General features: G+C 70.7%; 13 protein-coding genes. 9 read left to right on the forward strand and 4 right to left on the reverse strand.

Going from position 1 to position 16,350, the window contains the following annotated elements:
• Positions 1-494 precede the first annotated feature (494 nt).
• Positions 495-2,432: an AMP-dependent synthetase/ligase gene (locus QRN49_RS01690; protein ID WP_284753658.1), complete on the reverse strand. Its 1,938-nt coding sequence runs from the start codon at positions 2,430-2,432 to the stop codon at positions 495-497.
• A 121-nt stretch (positions 2,433-2,553) separates the two neighbouring features.
• Between QRN49_RS01690 and QRN49_RS01695 the strand changes: the two genes are divergently transcribed.
• From QRN49_RS01695 to QRN49_RS01705, 3 genes are all read left to right on the forward strand, one after another.
• Positions 2,554-3,507 carry an ROK family glucokinase gene (locus tag QRN49_RS01695; RefSeq protein WP_017886608.1) on the forward strand — a complete coding sequence of 318 codons (954 nt, stop codon included), beginning with the start codon at positions 2,554-2,556 and terminating at the stop codon, positions 3,505-3,507.
• 88 nt (positions 3,508-3,595) lie between these two features.
• Positions 3,596-4,321, forward strand: a complete 726-nt coding sequence (locus QRN49_RS01700; protein ID WP_071405408.1) for a lysophospholipid acyltransferase family protein — start codon at positions 3,596-3,598, stop codon at positions 4,319-4,321.
• Between the two features lie 104 nt (positions 4,322-4,425).
• Positions 4,426-5,811, forward strand: a complete 1,386-nt coding sequence (locus QRN49_RS01705) for a class II 3-deoxy-7-phosphoheptulonate synthase (RefSeq protein ID WP_110864693.1) — start codon at positions 4,426-4,428, stop codon at positions 5,809-5,811.
• 155 nt (positions 5,812-5,966) lie between these two features.
• Here the strand turns inward: QRN49_RS01705 and pknB are convergent, their stop codons facing one another.
• Both pknB and QRN49_RS01715 read right to left on the reverse strand, forming a co-directional pair.
• Positions 5,967-8,042: a Stk1 family PASTA domain-containing Ser/Thr kinase gene (gene pknB, locus QRN49_RS01710; RefSeq protein WP_284753663.1), complete on the reverse strand. Its 2,076-nt coding sequence runs from the start codon at positions 8,040-8,042 to the stop codon at positions 5,967-5,969.
• Between the two features lie 82 nt (positions 8,043-8,124).
• A complete protein-coding gene (locus QRN49_RS01715; protein ID WP_284753665.1) occupies positions 8,125-9,411 on the reverse strand; it encodes a LysM peptidoglycan-binding domain-containing protein in 1,287 nt (428 codons plus the stop codon).
• Positions 9,412-9,583: 172 nt separating this feature from the next.
• Between QRN49_RS01715 and QRN49_RS01720 the strand changes: the two genes are divergently transcribed.
• Positions 9,584-9,940 carry an Rv2175c family DNA-binding protein gene (locus QRN49_RS01720; RefSeq protein ID WP_171907813.1) on the forward strand — a complete coding sequence of 119 codons (357 nt, stop codon included), beginning with the start codon at positions 9,584-9,586 and terminating at the stop codon, positions 9,938-9,940.
• Between the two features lie 70 nt (positions 9,941-10,010).
• On the opposite strand, the gene QRN49_RS01725 is transcribed toward QRN49_RS01720, so the two are convergent.
• Positions 10,011-11,129 (reverse strand): polyprenyl synthetase family protein, encoded by a 1,119-nt coding sequence (locus tag QRN49_RS01725; protein ID WP_071405410.1) that lies wholly within the window; start codon positions 11,127-11,129, stop codon positions 10,011-10,013.
• A 96-nt stretch (positions 11,130-11,225) separates the two neighbouring features.
• Here QRN49_RS01725 and QRN49_RS01730 point away from each other — a divergent pair, with 96 nt between their 5' ends.
• The 5 genes from QRN49_RS01730 (at position 11,226) to QRN49_RS01750 (ending at position 16,340) form a co-directional block, all read left to right on the forward strand.
• Positions 11,226-11,621 carry an SCO2097 family morphological protein gene (locus QRN49_RS01730; protein ID WP_110864614.1) on the forward strand — a complete coding sequence of 132 codons (396 nt, stop codon included), beginning with the start codon at positions 11,226-11,228 and terminating at the stop codon, positions 11,619-11,621.
• A gap of 717 nt (positions 11,622-12,338) precedes the next feature.
• Positions 12,339-12,770: a division/cell wall cluster transcriptional repressor MraZ gene (mraZ, locus tag QRN49_RS01735; protein WP_017886616.1), complete on the forward strand. Its 432-nt coding sequence runs from the start codon at positions 12,339-12,341 to the stop codon at positions 12,768-12,770.
• Positions 12,771-12,876: 106 nt separating this feature from the next.
• Positions 12,877-13,842 carry a 16S rRNA (cytosine(1402)-N(4))-methyltransferase RsmH gene (gene rsmH / locus QRN49_RS01740; protein WP_284753674.1) on the forward strand — a complete coding sequence of 322 codons (966 nt, stop codon included), beginning with the start codon at positions 12,877-12,879 and terminating at the stop codon, positions 13,840-13,842.
• A 1-nt stretch (position 13,843) separates the two neighbouring features.
• Positions 13,844-14,521, forward strand: coding sequence for a cell division protein FtsL (ftsL, locus tag QRN49_RS01745; RefSeq protein ID WP_209082091.1), 678 nt, complete (start codon positions 13,844-13,846; stop codon positions 14,519-14,521).
• 49 nt (positions 14,522-14,570) lie between these two features.
• Positions 14,571-16,340 (forward strand): peptidoglycan D,D-transpeptidase FtsI family protein, encoded by a 1,770-nt coding sequence (locus QRN49_RS01750; RefSeq protein ID WP_284753678.1) that lies wholly within the window; start codon positions 14,571-14,573, stop codon positions 16,338-16,340.
• Positions 16,341-16,350: the final 10 nt, after the last annotated feature.

Raw genomic sequence — 16,350 nt, forward strand, 5'->3', positions numbered from 1 at the left:
TCGAAAGAACCGTCCCGGTACGCCCGAAACGACCAGGTACGCCCGAAGCTGCCAGCCCGCACGCGCAGCGATCGCCTGGAGGCCCGGCGCCAGTCCGGGGGACCGGCGCCGGGCCTCCAGGCGGTTGCGTCCACGACCGCGCGCACCTTGTGCAATCGGGCGTAACTGGTCGAAAGATGTGACCCGGTACGCCCGAAACGACCAGGTACGCCCGAAGCTGGTCGCTCAGCGGGGCGGCCGCGTTCGTAGCTGGCGGAATCGGGCGTACTTGGTCGAAAGAACCGACCCGGTACGCCCGAAACGACCAAGTACGCCTGAAAGCGGCCAGCCCGCACGCGCGGCAACGGCCTGGAGGCCCGGCGGCAGTCCGGCGGACCGGTGCCGGGCCTCCAGGCCGTCGCGTCCACGACTGCGCGCACCTGACGCAATCGGGCGTACCTGGTGAGAAGAACCGACCCGGTACGCCCGGAACGACCAGGTACGCCCGGCGGGCGCTACGCACGGTTGCGGCGCCGACCCTCGATCACCGGGGTCGCCGTCGTCTGCACCTTCGATCCGGAGTAGATGTGGTCGATGTCGGCGGCGAAGTCCTTGAGGATCACCGACCGCTTGATCGTCAGCTTCGGCGTGAGGTGCCCGGAGGCCTCGGTCAGGTCCGTGTCGAGGATCGTGAACGACCGGACCGACTCGGCGCGGGAGACCCGGCCGTTGGCGGCGTCGATGGCCTCCTGGACGGCGGAGAGCACACGCTCGTCGTAGGCGGCCTCGTGCCCGCTCAGCGCCGGGGTGATCCCGCGGGACTCGCACCAGCCGGGGAGCATCTCGCGGTCGAGCGTCACGAGGGCTGCGACGAACGGCTTGCCCTCGCCGACGACCACGACCTGGCCGATGAGCGGGTGCTCGCGGATGCCGTCCTCGAGCGGTGCCGGTGCGACGTTCTTGCCGCTCGCGGTGACGATGAGCTCCTTGGCGCGGCCGGTGACCGTGAGGACCCCGTCGGCGTCGATCCGGCCGAGGTCGCCGGTGCGGAACCAGCCGTCGGCGAAGGCGTGCTCGGTCGCCTCGTCGTTCCGCCAGTACCGGTCGAAGACGTCGACGCCGCGGATCAGGATCTCGCCGTCGTCGGCGATCCGGACCTCGATGCCGGGCAGCGCCCGCCCGACCGTCCCGATGCGGAGTTCCCGGGCACGGTTGACGGTGGCGGGGGCGGTGGTCTCGGTCAGGCCGTAGCCCTCGAGGATGAGCACCCCGATCGAGCGGAAGAAGTGCGAGAGCCGCGGGGAGAGGGGCGCCGAACCGCTGACGGCGTACTCGACCCGGCCGCCGAGGGCGTCGCGGAGCTTGGCGTACACGAGCCGGTCGAACAGCTTGAACTTCAGCCCGAGCAGGAACGGCACCCTGCCGGCTGCGATGGCCTCGGAGTGGGCGACCGCGGTGTCGGCCGCAGCGCGGAAGATCCTGCCCTTGCCACCGAGGTCGGCCTTCTGCTCGGCGGAGTTGTAGATCTTCTCGAACACACGGGGGACCGCGAGCAGGAACGTCGGCTTGAAGGTCGACACCGCCCGCATCAGGTCCTTCGTGTCCGGCTCGTGGCCGACGAGGACGCCTGCGGACACCGACATCGCGGCGATGAACCGGGCGAAGACGTGGGCGAGCGGGATGAAGAGCAGGGTCGAGGCGCCGTCGGCGACGACCTCGGGCATGGCTTCGCTCGCGCCCTCCACCGTGGCGGTGAAGTTGTCGTGCCGCAGGACGCAGCCCTTCGGTCGACCGGTGCTGCCCGAGGTGTAGATGATCGTGGCGTCGTCGTGGCCGTGCACGTTCGCGGTCCGGGCGTCGAGCTCGTCGTCGGTGACGTCCTCGCCGAGCCGGGTCAGGTCGTCGAGGCCGCCGCCGTCGATCGTCCAGTGCTGGCCCAGGGACGGCAGGTCGGGTGCGATGGAGGCGACGCGGCGCGCGTGCTCCTCCTGCTCCACGATGATCGCGACCGACTCGGAGTCGGACAGGATCCAGCGCACCTGGTCGGGGGAGCTCGTCTCGTACACGGGCACGGACACCAGGCCGGCTGTCCACGCGGCGAAGTCGACCAGGGTCCACTCCAGACGGGTGCGGGACAGGATCGCGACGTGCGCGCCCGGTTCGAGCCCGGCGGCGACGAAGCCCTTCGCGATGCCGCGCACCCGGGCGAGCGTCTCCGCCGCGGTGAAGGTGGTCCAGGTGTCGCCGTGGCGCTGGGCGAGGATCGGACGGTCGGGCGTCAGACGGACGCGGTCGCCGAGGAGCCGCGCTGCCGAGCCGTGGTCCGGGGCGACGGGACCTGCGTTGGGCGGAGTGGCGTGCCTCCCGGCCGACGACGTGGTCCCGGTGGCGGCGCTGCCAGCGGTGGACGTGTCGGTGGAGGCGCTGCTGCGTGCAGGACGCTGATCGTTCACGGTGACTCCCTTGTCTGCCGGTTCGACTCGAGTGCGCCTCAACACCGAGGCGACACCGCCAGCATAGGACGCGTCACCGGGCGTTCCGTGACTTCGCGGCGAACCGGTAGGCTCGTTGCTCGTGCACGCCATCGGAATCGACATCGGGGGCACCAAGATCGCGGGTGCGGTCGTGACGGAACTGGGCGAGATCGTCGCCGAGGACCGCGTGGCCACCAACGCTGCGGACCCGAACGCCATGCTCGACGACGTCGTCTCGATGGTCGAGCGACTCAGCTCGCTCCACCAGGTCGGCGCCGTGGGGGTCGCTGCCCCCGGGTTCATCGACGCCTCGCAGTCGATCGTCTACTACACGCCGAACATCCGGTGGCGGAACGAACCGCTCCGGCAGAAGCTGCAGCAGCGCCTCGGCGACCTGCACATCACGGTGGACAACGACGCGAACGCCGCCGGCTGGGCCGAGTTCCGGTTCGGCGCCGGTCGGCTCGTGTCCGACATGACCATGCTCACCATCGGCACGGGCGTCGGCGGTGCCATCGTGACCGAGGACCGCCTGTTCCGCGGGGGCTTCGGCACCGGCGGCGAGATCGGCCACCTGCGCATCGTCCCGAACGGGCTGCCCTGCGGCTGCGGCGCCCGCGGCTGCATCGAGCAGTACGGCTCGGGTCGCGCCCTGCAGCGCATGGCGAACGACGTCGCCGACGCCGGCGGCATCGGTTCGGCACTGGCCGACGCCCGCGCCGACAACGGCGGCCAGCTCGACGGCAAGATCGTCGGCGACCTGATCCTGGCCGACGACCCGGGTGCCCTCGCGGCGCTCCGTCGGCTCGGTCGGCACCTCGGCGAGGCGTGCGCGTCGCTGTCCGCGGTGCTCGACCCGCAGCTCTTCGTGTTCGGCGGCGGCGTCGCCAGCGCGGGGGACCGGCTGCTCGACCCGATCAAGCAGGCGTACCTCAACAACCTGCCGGCCCGCGGGTACCACCCCGAGCCGGACTTCGTGATCGCCGAACTCGTCAACGACGCCGGCGTCGTCGGTGCCGCCGACCTCGCCCGCATCCACGCCCGCACGGCGTAGGGTCGGCGCGCACACACGCACACACACGAACGACCGCCCACCCCCGGGCCGTGCACCACCCGGACCTTCTCACCACCTGGAGTCGTCGATGACCTACTGGCTGCTGAAGAACTTCGTGCTCGGCCCGCTCATCCTCACCCTGTTCCGGCCGTGGGTCGTCGGGCGTGAGCACGTCCCGACCTCGGGACCGGTCATCTTCGCGTCGAACCACATCTCGTTCATCGACTCGGTGATCCTGCCCGCGGTGCTCGACCGTCGACTGTCGTTCCTGGCGAAGAGCGACTACTTCACCGGCCGCGGCCTGAAGGGCTGGGCGACGAAGACGTTCTTCAACGCCATCGGCCAGCTGCCGATCGACCGCTCCGGCGGCAAGGCGTCCGAGGCATCGCTCCGGACCGGCCTGCAGGTCCTGGCGCGCGGTGAGCAGCTCGGCATCTACCCCGAGGGAACCCGCAGCCCCGACGGCAAGCTCTACCGTGGCCGCACCGGCATCGCCCGGATGATCCTCGAGGGGCGCGTGCTCGTCGTCCCCGTGGCCATGGTCGGCACGCGCGAGGTGCAGCAGATCGGGCAGCGCTTCCCGAAGATCAAGCGCGTCGGGGTCGTGTTCGGCAAGCCGCTCGACTTCTCGCGGTTCCAGGGGTTCGAGACGGACCGCTTCATCCTGCGCAGCGTCACGGACGAGGTCATGCACGAGCTCGCCGGCCTGAGCCGGCAGGAGTACGTGGACGTCTACGCCACCAGCGTGAAGGAGCGGGCGAGCTCCGCGCGCGAGGCCGTCATGCGGGAACGGAAGTCGACGCCTGCACGTTAGGCTCTGATGGTCCCGGCACCCCGCCAGGACGCCCATCGACGACGCGCGGCCCGGTGCCGGTCAGCGTCGTCGGGCCGCCCGCACAGAACACCGAGGTAACGCCCTTGCCCGAGTCGACCGACTTCGTCGCCCTGCAGGATCCGGACGTCATCGAGGGGCTCGACTATTGGCGGACGCTCCCGATCAAGCAGCAGCCGACCTGGCCGGACGCCGCCGCGGCCGAGGCCGCCTCGGCCGAGATCGCCACGCTCCCGCCGCTCGTGTTCGCGGGCGAGGTCGACAAGCTGCGCGAGCGGCTCGCCGCGGCCGCCCAGGGCAAGGCCTTCCTGCTGCAGGGCGGTGACTGCGCCGAGACCTTCGCCGGTGCCACCGCCGACTCCATCCGCGACCGGGTCAAGACGATCCTGCAGATGGCCGTCGTGCTGACCTACGGCGCCTCGATGCCCGTCATCAAGATGGGGCGCATGGCCGGGCAGTTCGCCAAGCCCCGCTCGAGCGACTTCGAGACCCGCGGTGACGTCACGCTGCCCGCCTACCGCGGCGACATCGTGAACGGCTACGACTTCACGCCGGAGAGCCGGACGGCCGACCCGCGCCGCCTGGTGCAGGGGTACCACACCGCCGCCTCGACGCTGAACCTCGTCCGGGCCTTCACGCAGGGGGGCTTCGCCGACCTGCGCCAGGTGCACTCGTGGAACAAGGGCTTCGCCTCGAACCCCGCGAACGCCCGCTACGAGCACCTCGCCAAGGAGATCGACCGCGCGATCCGCTTCATGGACGCCTGCGGTGCCGACTTCGAGGCGCTCAAGCACGTCGAGTTCTACGCCTCGCACGAGGGGCTGCTGATGGACTACGAGCGCCCGATGACCCGCATCGACTCGCGCTCCGGCCTGGCGTACGACACGTCCGGGCACTTCATCTGGATCGGTGAGCGCACGCGCGACATCGACGGCGCCCACGTGGACTTCCTGTCGCGGGTGCGGAACCCGATCGGTGTGAAGCTCGGCCCGACGACGAGCGTCGACGACATGAAGGCGCTCGTCGACAAGCTCGACCCGAACCGTGAGCCGGGTCGCCTGACCTTCATCACGCGGATGGGTGCGGGCAAGATCCGCGACGAGCTGCCCAAGCTGCTCGAGGCGATCAAGGGCATGGACGCCAACCCGCTGTGGGTCACCGACCCGATGCACGGCAACGGCCTGACCACGCCGACGGGCTACAAGACCCGCCGGTTCGACGACGTCGTGGACGAGGTCCTCGGCTTCTTCGAGGCCCACCGCCAGGTCGGGACGTACCCGGGTGGCATGCACGTCGAGCTCACCGGTGACGACGTCACCGAGTGCCTCGGCGGCTCGGAGCACATCGACGAGGCCACCCTCGCCACCCGCTACGAGTCGCTGTGCGACCCGCGCCTCAACCACATGCAGTCCCTCGAGCTCGCCTTCCTGGTGGCCGAGGAACTCGGCGCGCACCAGCCCGACCGCTCGTAACGCAGGAACTGTTTCGTCAAAGCGACAGAACCCCGCGGCATGTCCGCGGGGTTCTGTCGCTTTCGCGTGTCGGACGGGAGGCCCGTGACGGCGCCGCCACGGGCCTCCCGTCCGTCGCGGGGTCGCGTCCAGGGCCGAGGGTGCGGTGTCCGCACCTACTGGTCGTAGGACAGGGTGATCGTGTCGCCGCGGTAGACGGTGGCGCCGGCGCCCGGGTCGGTGCCGGTGACGGGCAGCTTCGACTTCCAGTCGTAGAAGCCGCAGAGGATGTTCGTGCAGTCGGGCACGGACACCTTGAGGCCGAGGTCCTCGAGGGTCTTCGTCGCCTCGTTGATCGTGGGCCGCTCCGCTCCGAGGTCCGGCACCGTGATCGGCGTCGGTCCCTTCGACACGACGACGTCCACCGCCGACCCGCGCACGGCGGGGGAGTCCTGCACGGCGGCCGAGACGATCTGGCCCGCTGGCACGGTGTCGCTGTACTCCTCGGTGCGGGCGCCGAGGATCAGTCCGACGTCGTCGAGTGCGGCGGAGGCCTCGTCGACCGTCTTGCCGACCACGTCGGGAACCGGCCCGAGCGAGACGGTCAGGGTGACCGGCCCGGTCTCGCCGTAGGCCTTCACGGTCGTGAGGTCGAGGGCCTTGCCGCCGGACGCCCGGCCGGTCGCCGCGACCACGGTGTCCTTCGGGGCGTCGGCGGAGAACTCGTACCGGTCGTCCTGCAGCTCGAAGTCGTCGTCGAGCGCGGCCGTCACGGTGGAGAGCGGCTGCCCGACGATCGCCGGCAGCGGGATCATCCGGGGCCCGTTCGACACGACGATCTGCACCGCCGTGCCCTTCTGCACCTCGCGCTCCGCGGCCGGTTTCGTCGTGGAGACCTGCCCCTTCGCGACGACGGCGTCGAACCGTGTCCCGGTCTTCGACGCCGCCTGCAGGCCCTGTGCTTCGAGCAGCTGCCGGGCCTGCGAGACCGACTTGCCCGTGACTTCCGGGATCCGCACGTTGCCACCCGGCCCCGGGCCGAAGTACCAGCCGAAGCCGGCTCCGATCAGCGCGAGCACGACGACCACGGACAGCAGGATCCAGCCGCGCTTCCGACGCTTCGCCGACTGGTCGGCGAGCCGCTGTCCGGCGGGGGAGAGCACGCCCGGCTGTGCCCCGGTGCGACGGGGACCCGGAGCGTTGCCGCGGGCACGGGCGGGCGCTCGACCGCGGTCGCCCGTGTCCCGGTCGCCGGACCGGTCGATGATCGCGGTCTCGTCCTCACCTGCGGCTCCTGCAGCCCCGACTGAGGCGGCGGCCGCTGCGGCGCCGAGTGTGCCGGCGCCACCGGAGGGCAGGATCGCGGTCCCGTTCTCGGGGCGGAGCACGGCTGTGCGGTACTGGCCGGTCGCGCGCTGCTGGTTGCCCGACATGTGGTCGAGCATCTCGCGGGCGTCGCGGGGGCGGTCCTCGGGGTCGCGCGCGGTCGACCAGGCGACCAGCTCGTCGAGCTCCGGCGGCACCCCGGACACGGCGGCACTCGGTGCCGGCACGGAGTCGTTGGCGTGCTGGTAGGCGATCTGCATCGGCTGCTCGCCCTTGTAGGGCTGCTCGCCGGTGAGCATTTCGTAGAGCATGATGCCGAGCGCGTAGATGTCGCTGCGTGAGTCGGCGGCGCCGCGGGTCACGAGCTCGGGGGACAGGTAGGCGATCGTGCCGAGCAGGGCCGCGCCGGTCGCCGTGTTCGCGGTCGTGGCGCGGGCCAGGCCGAAGTCGCCGAGCTTGATGCGGCCGTCGTCGGCGAGCAGGACGTTCTCGGGCTTCAGGTCACGGTGCACGATGCCGGCGCGGTGGGCCGAGGCGAGGCCGGCCAGCACGGCGCGCAGGATGTCGGTCGCCTGCTCGGGCGTCAGGGCGTGGTGTTCCTGCAGCAGGTCCCGCAGCGTGATGCCGGGGATGTACTCCATGACGATGTAGGCGATCTCGCCCTCGGCGCCCTGGTCGTAGACGCCCACCAGGTTCGGGTGCGACAGCCGGGCGGCCGAACGGGCCTCCTGGATGAAGCGCTCACGGAACGCCTGGTCGTCGGCCAGGTGCCCGTGCATGATCTTGATCGCGACGCGTCGCTCGAGGCGCACGTCGGTCGCGAGGTAGACGGTCGCCATGCCCCCGCGCGCGATGCGGGAGCGGACGCGGTACCGCTGATCGATCATGCGACCGATCATCGGGTCCGTGGCGGCGTTGGTGGTCATCGGCGGCATTCTACGAATCGAGACCGCACTCGGACGCACCGGCGCACCGGCCGTGACCCAATCTCGATCTTCCGGATGAGGCTCAGAGGGTCGCCAGCCAGCCCTCGGCGGCGCTCGCCCAGGTGGCGTAGGCCTTCGGGTAGGCGGAGAGCTGCACGGCCTGGGCCGCGTCGGTGATGCTCATCGAGGACCAGCCGGGCACGTCGAGCAGCCCGCGGGTCTTGCCGGCGTTCGGGTTGTTCCGCCCGCCGAAGAACAGCGCGGTGGCGTGCGCCGGGTCCTGCAGCTTCGCCGCGCTGCCCCAGCCCTGGCTCGGCCGCTGCTGGAACAGGCCGACCGAGTCGCGGTCGCCGTGCGGCAGGTTCCGGAGGCTCGACTCCTGCATCGCGGCGGCGAGGGCCACGACGATGCCGCGGTCCGGGACGCCGAGCGATCGACCGACGGCGACGATGGTGGCCGCGTTCTGGCGCTGCTCGGCGCTCAGGCCGACGGCACCGCTCACCGCGGCGCTGGCAGCGACCGCGGGCGCGGCGGTGGCGTTCGACGACGGGATGACGAGCGTCTTGCCGGCGTAGATCGTGCTCGTGTACGACAGGCCGTTCGCCGACAGGAGCAACTTGACCGAGACGTGGTGCGCGGCGGCGATCGAGGCCACGGTGTCACCGGCGCTGATCTGCACGCTCGACTTGGTCGACGGGGCCGAGGCGGTCGACACCGACGGCGTCGACGACGAGCCGTGCGGCACCCGCAGCGTCTGTCCGGGGTAGATGACGCTGCGCTGCGACAGCTGGTTCGCGCTGAGGAGCGCCGTGGTCGACACGCCGACGCGGGACGCGATGGCGGAGACGGTGTCGCCCTGCTTCACGTGGTAGCTCGAGGTGTCCGAGCCGGAGCCGCCGGTCGACCCGGAGGTCCGCACCGCCGCGGTGGTGACGGCGGGGGTCGATGCCAGGTGGAGGGTCTGCCCGGGGTGGATGATCGTGTTCCAGCCGAGGCCGTTGCGCACGAGGATCTCCTGCGCCGACAGGCCGAAGCGGGCGGCGATGCCCGAGACCGTGTCGCCGTGGTGGACGGTGTAGTTCGTGGGCACAGCGGCGGTGGGGGCCTTCGTGGTCGCGGCGACGGTCCGCACGACGGTCTGCGACGGCCGAGCGACGGCGGTGCCGAACACCGGGCGGTCGGTCACGGCGCGGTCCTGGTCGACGTGGCGCTTGTGGTTCGCGTCGGCGTCGTCGTGCCGCGGCTCGGCGTGCGCGACCGGGCCGGTCAGTCCGGCGGTCACGGCGATGGTGCCCGCGAGGACGATGGGCATGGTGGCGAACCGGGCGGATCGTGCGCGCCGGGCGACTTCGTCTGCAGCGTGGTCCACGGGTTTCTCCTGATCTCGACTGAGCCGTGCGCACGCATGCGCGCACTCACAGGTGCCACAACGCTGGCATGGCCTGATTCCCAAGTCAACCAGAGAGTCAGATGGGGTGGATGTGACGAATGTGACGAACGAGGCGGATTCACTCCGGCGGTCACTCTGGCACCATGGGCGTGTGAGTGCCGCACCCGTCGACGACCTGTCCCTCTCCGAACGCTGGCTGACCGTCCCCGAGCTGGTGGACATGTTCAGCACCAGCCCCGGACGGATCCACCGACTCTTCGAGCAGAAGACCCTGCTCGCAGCCCGCGTCGGCGGTGTGCTGCGCGTGCCCGTCGAGTTCCTCGAGGACGGCGAGCCCATGCCCGAACTCCGCGGCACGCTGATCGTGCTCGGCGACAACGGCTTCACCGACGACGAGGCCGTGCGCTGGATGCTCACCGTCGACGACGCGATGGGCACCACGCCGATCGCGGCGCTGCGCGCCGGTCGCAAGGCCGAGGTGCGTCGCATCGCCCAGTCGTTGCTCTAGACGCGTTCCGGACAGACGGGAGGCCCGTGGCGGTGTCGCCACGGGCCTCCCGTCTGTACTGGGGTCGCGTCTAGGACGACCGGCGGCTGACCGTGTCGGCCAGCGACGCGAGCTGCTCGCGTGCCGACGGCGTCAGCGGCGAGGCGTCCAGCGCCGCCTTGGCGCGCTGGACGTGCCGCTCGATCGACCGCTCCACGGCGGCGACGGCACCCGACTCGGTGAGGGTCGCGCGGAGCATCTGCACCTGTTCCTCGTCGAGGTCGGGGTCGCCGAGGAGCTCGTCGAGGAGCTGCCGCGGACCGCTCGCCAGCGTCTTGCGCGCCGAAGCGATGAGGACGGTGCGCTTGCCCTCGCGCAGGTCGTCGCCGGCCGGCTTGCCGGTGACCTCGGGGTCACCGAAGACCCCGAGCATGTCGTCGCGGAGCTGGTACGCCACGCCGAGGGGGAGTCCGAAGGCGCGGAGGCCCTCGAGCTGGGAGTCGCTCGCGCCGGCGACCAGGGCGCCGATGACCAGCGGGGCCTCGATCGAGTACTTCGCCGACTTGAAGACGATGACGCGCTGGGCGCGCAGCAGGTGCTCGGACTCGTCGATGACGGGCCAGGCGGTCTCTTCGTGCACGTCGAGGTACTGCCCCGCCGTGACGTCGAGGCGCATGGCGTGGAACTCCTGGCGGACGATGCGGGCCCGCACCGGGTCGAGGAGCGCGAGGCCCTCGTCGAAGACCGAGTCACTCAGCGAGAGCAGCAGGTCGCCGAGGAGCAGCGCGGAGTTCGTGCCGTACTGCCCGCGGTCGCCGACGAAGCCGGACTCCTCGTGCAGGGACTCGAAGCGGCGGTGCGCGGCCGGACGCCCGCGACGGGTGTCCGAGCGGTCCATGATGTCGTCGTGCACCAGGGCCGCGGCGTGGAAGACCTCGAGTGCTGCGGCGACCGTGACGACGGCCTCGGCGGTGGTCTGCCGGGACCCCTCGGCCAGCGGGTCGAACGAGCCCGAACGGCCCGCCACCGACTGCCATCCCCAGTAGCAGAACAGCGCCCGGAAGCGCTTGCCGCCGGACAACAGGTCTCGGGCGTACCGGTCGAACGGCGCGAGGTCGGGGCTGATCGCGAGGAGCCGTTCACGCTGCTCGTCGAGTGCCCGGTCGATACGCGCCGATACGAGGTCCACTAATCGCGTACTCTCAGCCACGATCCCTACCCTAGTGGAGTGGTCGAGGCATAGAATCGGTCCACTCAACCCGCGTTTTTCAACCCCGCGTCGATCCCAGGAACAGAGGGAACCAAGATGCCGCTCTCGGAACAGGAGCAGCGCCTTCTCGAAGAGATGGAGCGCAGCCTCTACCAGAACGATTCCGATTTCGTGGCTCGTGTCACACGTCGACAGGGTCGTCCGACGTACACAGCCATCACGCTCGGTGTCCTCGGCGCACTCGCCGGGGTCGCCATCGTCATCGTCGGCCTGGTGATCAAGGCGCCGCTGCTGGGCATCCTCGGCTTCGTCGTGATGCTCGCCGGTGTCCTGTTCGCACTGCGCCCGGGCATGCGTGCCCCGAAGGCGAAGCCCGCTCGGCCGGGCAAGCCCGCGTCCGGTGGGTCGGCGCGTCCGTCCGCCGGCGGTGGCGGGTCCTTCATGGACCGGATGAACGAGCGCTGGGACAAGCGCAACGACCAGAGTCAGTAGCTGACGGGGGTCAGCAGGACTCCCTCCACACTCCTCCACGGGGTCGGCCTTCGGGTCGGCCCCGTTTCGTGTTCCCGGGGGCCTGTTGTTGCGGTGTCCGGCCGGGGTCGTGCCGGGGTCGTGCCAGCGCGAGTGGTCACGACATGCCGCGCGGTGGATGCCGAGGGTGCAGGAACTGTCGGCTGGGCCGGCGCGAGCGACAGTTCGTGCCCACTCGGCGTCGCGGCGGCGGCACGTCGTGACCATGCGCTGACCGGCGGCCGGGCGTGGTGGAGCCGACCGTGCGCCCGCGTGCGCTCCGCGGCGGAGGTGGGACGGGCCTCCAGGGCGGGGTGACCGGGGCGTCGGGGCGGACCGCCGCCGGTGCGTGCGCGAGTGGTCACGACGTGCCGCGCGGTGGATGCCGAGGGTGCAGGAACTGTCGGCTGGGAGCCGCGCGAGCGACAGTTCGTGCCCCCTGGGCGTCGTGCGCCCGCGGCGCGCCCCGAGGCGCTCCACCGGCTGCGAAAGTCCTCCACTTTCCTCCACGACTGCTCCGGCACTCGCGAACCGCATGGATCCGGGCATCCGCGGTCATCCCGGCGGGGTGCATTCCGGCTTCGATGCCCCCAGTAGGGGTGTCGCGGGCGGAAAAGGGAGCGGATTCCTGGTCGAGGGGAGGGGAGTGGAGTAAAGTGGGGCTCGCAACGGTCCGGTGGAGCGGAGGGGAGGCCCGACGTGCTGCTCGGTACTCATGCCCCGAAGCTCGATGAGAAGGGTCGCGTGATCCTCCCCGCCAAGTTCCGGGACGAACTGTCCGGCGGGCTCGTGATGACCCGCGGCCAGGAACGCTGCGTCGTGGTCTTCAGCGCCCGGACGTTCGAGGAACTCCACGAGCGCATCCGGACCGCCCCGATGACGTCGAAGCGCACCAGGGACTACATGCGTCTGTTCCTCTCGGGGGCCAGCGCCGAACAGCCCGACAAGCAGAACCGCGTGACGATCCCGCAGAACCTCCGCGAGTACGCGGGGCTCGAGCGGGACCTCACGGTCATCGGCAGCGGTGACCGTGCCGAGATCTGGTCGACCCCCGCGTGGGAGGCCTACTACGCCGAAGCCGAAGAGGCATTCGCCGACAACGACGAGGAGGTGATCCCGGGGATCTTCTGATCCGCGGATCGGGACTCCCAGCCGTGAAGCCCTGACGCCACTTCCCCGGTGTCAGGTCGCATGGATGGGGATCCGGACCCACGGCCCAGGAGACGAGGGGCTGCACATGGCCGACAACGACAACCAGACGCCACGCTTCCCGCACACGCCGGTGATGCTCCAGCGCATCGTCGACCTCTTCACGCCGACGCTCGAGGGCCCGGGCAAGGTCGTCGTCGACGCCACGCTCGGCATGGGCGGCCACTCCGAGGGCCTGCTCGAGCGGTTCCCGGAGCTCACGCTCATCGGACTCGACCGCGACACCGACGCACTCGGCATCGCGGGGGAGCGCCTGGCCCGTTTCGGCGACCGCGTCCGCCTCGTGCACACCGTGTACGACGGCATCGTCGACGCGGTCGAGGGCGAGGGCTTCACGAAGGTCGACGGCGTGCTGTTCGACCTCGGCGTGAGCTCGCTGCAGCTCGACCGGGCCGAGCGCGGGTTCGCGTACAGCCAGGACGCCCCGCTCGACATGCGGATGGACCGGACCGAGGGGCAGACCGCCGCCGACGTCCTGGCCACCTACGACGAGGGCGAACTCCGCCGCATCTTCCAGCGCTACGGCGAGGAGAAGCTCGCCGGCCGGTACGCCCGAGCGATCGTCGAGCGGCGGGCGACGAAGCCGTTCGAGATGTCCGGCGACCTGGTCCAGGTGCTGCACGACGCGACCCCGGTCGCCATCCAGCGCCAGGGGCACCCGGCCAAGCGCGTCTTCCAGGCGCTCCGCATCGAGGTCAACGCCGAACTGAGCGTGCTCGAGCGGGCGATCCCGGCGGCGCTCGACGCCATCGCGGTCGGCGGCCGGATCGTCGTCGAGTCGTACCAGTCCCTCGAGGACCGCATCGTCAAGCGGGCCCTGGTGGAGCGCACGAAGTCGAGCGCCCCCGCCGGCCTGCCGGTGGAGCTGCCCGAGCACGCTCCGACCTTCTCCCTGATCGTCAAGGGCGCCGAGCTGGCCGACGAAGCCGAACGCGCCGCCAACCCCCGAGCAACCCCCGTGCGCCTGCGCGCGGCCGAGCGGATCCGGAACTGACATGAGCACGAACCTCGCACTCGTCGACCCTGCGGTCGTCCCGTCGCGGGCCCCGCGCCCCGACCGTCAGCACCGCCCCGAGCTGGTCGAGGTCACCCCGACCGCGGCCCAGCGCCGGGCACGCCCCCGCATCGGGTACGCCGTGGTGGCCGTCGCCGCGCTCGGGATCCTGCTGCTGGCCCAGCTCGGCATCAGCATGGTGCTCAGCCAGGGCGCCTACACGCTCAACTCGCTGTCGGCCGAGCAGACGAACCTGTCCCGCACGCAGCAGTCGCTGTCCGAGCAGCTCCGGGTCCTCGACTCGCCGCAGAACCTGGCCCGCAACGCGCAGTCGCTCGGCATGATCGCCAACTCGACGCCCGTGTACCTCGACCCGAAGACCGGTCGGGTGTACGGCACGCCGACGCCGGCGAAGCCCGACGAGGCCACGGCGTCCACCGAGAACCAGGTGCCGAACTCGCTGCTGAACGACGTCCCGCTGGCCACGAAGCCGGGGGACACCTCCACCAGCAAGGAGACGGGCACGACGAGCAAGTCGGGCACCACGGGCACCACGGGATCCGCCGACAGCACCGCCACGTCTGAGAAGACGAGCGGCGCCAGCGCGTCGGACCAGGGGACGGCGAAGTCGTCCGTAGAGTCCGACGCGAACCCGCTCCAGGCGCCCTCCACCCGGTGACCGGCGGGTCCGCCGCACCCTCAGCACCGCCCGGGAAGGACCGCACCGCGTGACGAAGACGATCCGCAACCGACGCCTGCGCTACAGCATCGTGATGCTCGCCGTGATCGCCCTCGTCGGGGTGTTCGTGGTGCGGCTCGTCGACATCCAGGTCGTCCAGGCGTCCGAGCTGAACAAGGCGTCGGCCCAGAAGCGCAGCATCCCCGTGACGATCTACGGCACCCGCGGGTCGATCGTGGACCGCAACGGCACCGAACTCGCCGACAGCGTGACCCGGTACAACATCACGACCTCGCCGCGCCTGGTCAAGCAGTTCAAGGGCAAGCTCGGCGGCACCCGCATCAAGAACGTCAGCGTCGGCACCGCCCTCAGCGCGTTGGCGAAGGCCTCCGGGGGCGACGTCGCGACCATGCGGAAGAACATCGCCGCGAACCCGAAGTCCGACTTCGCGTACCTGGTCAAGGGCCTCGACGTGCAGCACTACGAGGCCGTGCGGGCACTCGGCATCCCCTGGCTGTACCCGGAGCCGCAGGCGGCGCGGGTGTACCCGACCGGTGCGACCACGGGCAACCTGACCGGCTTCATGGGCACCGACGGTGCTCAGGCCGGCCTGGAGTACTCCTACAACCAGTGCCTGGCGGGCACCAACGGCTCCGAGACCTACGAGCGCGGCGAGGACGGCGTGCAGCTCCCGGGCAGCACGGTGACCACGAAGAAGGCCAAGGACGGCGGCACGCTCGAGACCACGATCGACAGCGACCTGCAGTACATGGCGCAGCAGACCATCGCGTCCGCCGCCAAGACCCTGCAGGCGGAGTCCGCGACGGCGACGGTCACGAGCGTCAAGACGGGCGAGTTGCTCGCGGTCGCCGACTACCCGACGGTGGACCCGAACGACGTCGACGCCACGACCGACAAGGGCGCCTTCGGTTCCCGAGCCCTGACAGCGTCGTACGAGCCGGGCTCCACGATCAAGGCCGCCATCGCCGCCGCACTGCTCGACCAGGGCAAGTCGAACCCCACCGACCAGGCGGTCGTGCCGTACTCGCGCACGTTCCCCTGGGGCGGCACGATCCACGACTCGGAGTTCCACCCCACCGAGAACCTCACGCTGACCGGCATCCTGCAGAACTCGTCGAACGTCGGCATCACCGAGCTCGGTGCACGGCTGACCGCCCAGCAGCGCTTCGACTACATGAAGAAGTTCGGGCTGTTCGAGCCGGAGACGGCCATCGACTACCCGGGCCAGCCCTCGATGGACTACGGCACCAGCCCGAACTGGGACCAGCAGACGAACATCAACTCGATGTTCGGTCAGGGCATCTCGACGACGGCCGTGCAGGTCGCGAGCGTGTTCCAGACGATCGCGAACGACGGTGTCCGGATCCCGCTGCACTTCGTCAAGGGCTGCACCACGGCGGACGGCAAGACGATCGACGCGCCCGACGTGCAGAAGCAGCGGGTCGTCTCCGCAGCCGCCGCCACGCAGGTCACCGGCATGCTGCAGAGCGTCGTCACGGGCGGCACGCTGGTGGGCATGAAGCCGATCTCCGGCTACAACATCGCCGCGAAGACGGGGACCGCCGAGGTGGCCGAGGGGTCGCAGGGCTACGGCGGTCAGCGCATCACGTCGGTGGCCGGAATGGCACCCGCCGAAGACCCCCAGTATGTTGTCACGGTGACGTTCACGAAGCCGCAGACCAACAAGTGGTCCAGCGGAGCGGCTCCGGCGTTCCGCACACTCATGTCCCAGGTGCTCGAGAAGTACCGAGTAGCCCCCTCCGCGTCCGAGGCGAAGCTCTACCCGTCCACGTGGTGAGGAAGAAGGA

It is taken from the genome of Curtobacterium sp. ME-Dv--P-122a (assembly GCF_030209645.1).
Taxonomy (GTDB): domain Bacteria; phylum Actinomycetota; class Actinomycetes; order Actinomycetales; family Microbacteriaceae; genus Curtobacterium; species Curtobacterium flaccumfaciens.